Origin of the sequence: Microcystis sp. M49636_WE2 (assembly GCF_030065375.1) — a bacterium.
In the GTDB taxonomy this organism is placed as follows: Bacteria; Cyanobacteriota; Cyanobacteriia; order Cyanobacteriales; family Microcystaceae; genus Microcystis; species Microcystis aeruginosa_C.
This window is the reverse complement of sequence record NZ_JASJFG010000562.1, coordinates 1-2,349: the sequence shown is the minus strand read 5'-3', so window position 1 is coordinate 2,349 and position 2,349 is coordinate 1. Positions and strand designations below refer to the sequence as shown.

The 2,349-nt window shown below is 47.6% G+C and carries 3 protein-coding genes; 2 read left to right on the top strand and 1 reads right to left on the bottom strand.

Annotation, left to right across the window (positions count from 1 at the left end; all coding sequences use genetic code 11):
- A partial coding sequence (locus tag PX484_RS13015) for an ABC transporter substrate-binding protein (RefSeq protein WP_288104157.1) occupies positions 1-567 on the bottom strand: 567 nt, incomplete at its 3' end.
- 273 nt (positions 568-840) lie between these two features.
- Here PX484_RS13015 and PX484_RS13010 point away from each other — a divergent pair.
- Together PX484_RS13010 and PX484_RS13005 are read left to right on the top strand one after the other, a co-directional pair.
- Positions 841-1,146 (top strand): DUF6825 family protein, encoded by a 306-nt coding sequence (locus PX484_RS13010; RefSeq protein ID WP_287765642.1) that lies wholly within the window; start codon positions 841-843, stop codon positions 1,144-1,146.
- Between the two features lie 90 nt (positions 1,147-1,236).
- Positions 1,237-2,349: ABC1 kinase family protein (locus PX484_RS13005; RefSeq protein WP_288104159.1), on the top strand; the 1,113-nt coding region annotated here is incomplete at its 3' end.

Below are 2,349 nucleotides of genomic sequence, written 5' to 3'. Positions count from 1 at the left end.
GGCAAAAAAGACAGCCACTTTTTTAATCTTGGGATCGATTTTTAAAGCGGTTTTAACCGCATTGGGAGCGACCACAGCCACAGGAGCGGACACCCTACCCACATATTCACCGATCTGGGGGATACCTTTAGCCGTGTTAGACGGGCCGAGAATGGGAACTTTAGCTCGATCGGCGATCGGACTAGCGGCAAAAGCTTGCTGGGACAGGGACGGACCGAGAATACCCACCACCTTATCTTGAGTGATTAGGGTATTAATGGCGTTGATCGCGCCCTGTTCATCCCCGGCCACATCCTGGATAATAACTTTAATCGGTGTTCCATTGACTCCGCCCTTTTTGTTAAAATATGTTTCAGCCATCTTGACACCGATCACCTGTTCCTGTCCCAATAGGGCGAGATTGCTGGTTTGAGCTAAAGCTGCACCGATGGGAATAGCACCAGTGGCGGCGTTTTCTGCGGGACTGGGGTTAGTTTGACTGGTGGGAGTGACGGAATTGCAGGCCACCACTAGACCGAAAGTGACTAGGGATAGTATTAAGGGGATTAATAAACGTTTTCTGAGCATCTTAACTCTCCTGAGACCGATATTGTTGATGACACTATTATTTCGCTAATCGGGTTGATTTCAGCGATAATTCCCGACGAGATCGAACCGGACTTTACCGCCTTAGAGCCTTTTCTTTCCCTTAATTTTGTCGATTAACCCCCCGTCTAACCCCCGTTTTCAGAAAAACGATTTGCCTTTTCCGGTTCTGTCGCCTAACCTAGTAGTTAGGGAATTTATAGATCGCCTTTCCCGTTCACAAAACCCAGCAAGCGAAAACATCCATTTAAGATTATGACTAACCCCGTTATTCACGCCTTTTTCCTCGGACGAGCGATCGCTGAAGTAGTCAGTGAACAGCTAGAAGATGCGTTTACCAACGCTTTAAGCGAATTAGGCAAATTTGATGCCGAACAACGGGAAAACCTGCGGCAATTCGTCGAAGAAGTGCAAATGAGAGCCGAGCGAGCCATGGAAAAGGGAGTATATACTGGTACAGAGTCCGGTGGTTCCTCCAGTGCCGATGTGCAGGAAAACATCGACGAAATGCGGGCCGAAATCGCCCAATTGCGCTCGGAACTAAAAAACCACCAGAATTAACCAAAAACCCTCTTTTAGTCGCTTTAAAGCCCCAAAAACTGCGTGTCAGCCCTTCTACCCGTCCCCGTTACCCCAGAGTTAAACCCAGCAATGCCGGCCCTCCAAGTCGCCAAAAATAGCTATCGTTGGAATCGAGAAAGCTATTCCATCAATCGTCGTCGTCTAGATATTTGGCGATTCGTTCTGACCGTACTGTATCAATTCTGGCTCAACGGTAAAAAATGGAGCTATAACGGCGGCTATAGCCAAGAAAAACTCGCCGGCAGACGCAGAAAACAGGCCGCTTGGATTCGGGAAACCATGCTAGAATTGGGACCGACTTTTATTAAAGTCGGTCAACTGTTCTCCACCCGCGCCGATCTTTTTCCCCTCGAATATGTGGAAGAACTCTCGAAACTACAGGATCAGGTTCCCGCATTTACCTACGAACAGGCCAGCAAAATTATCGAGGTATCCCTCGGTAAACCCCTGAATAAACTCTTTAAAAGCTTCGATCCCATCCCCCTAGCAGCCGCTAGTTTAGGGCAAGTTCACCGGGCCCAACTGAACAGCGGGGAAGATGTGGTGGTCAAAGTCCAACGGCCCGGATTGAAAAAATTATTTAGTATCGATCTGGCTATCCTGAAAAAAATCGCCCAATACTTCCAAAATCATCCCAAATGGGGTAAAGGTCGCGATTGGACGGGAATTTATGAAGAATGCTGTAAAATTCTCTGGGAAGAAACCGATTATCTCAACGAAGGTCGTAACGCCGACACTTTTCGCCGTAATTTTCGCGGGGAAGATTGGGTAAAAGTACCAAAAGTCTATTGGCGCTACACCTCTCCCCAAGTTTTAACCCTAGAATACCTCCCCGGCATCAAAATCAGTCATTATGAAGCCCTAGAAGCGGCCGGACTTGATCGCAAATTGTTGGCTAAACTGGGGGCAAAAGCCTATCTAATTCAACTACTCAATAACGGCTTTTTTCACGCGGATCCCCACCCCGGCAATATTGCCGTTGATAGTGATGGCTCCTTAATTTTCTACGATTTCGGCATGATGGGACAAATTAAGACCAATGTGCGCGAAAAATTAATGCAGACTCTCTTGGGAATTGCCCAAAAAGATGCCGATCGCGTGGTCACTTCTCTGGTGGATTTAGGAGCATTAACTGCTAATGGTGATATGGGAGCAGTGCGGCGATCGATCCAGTATATGCTC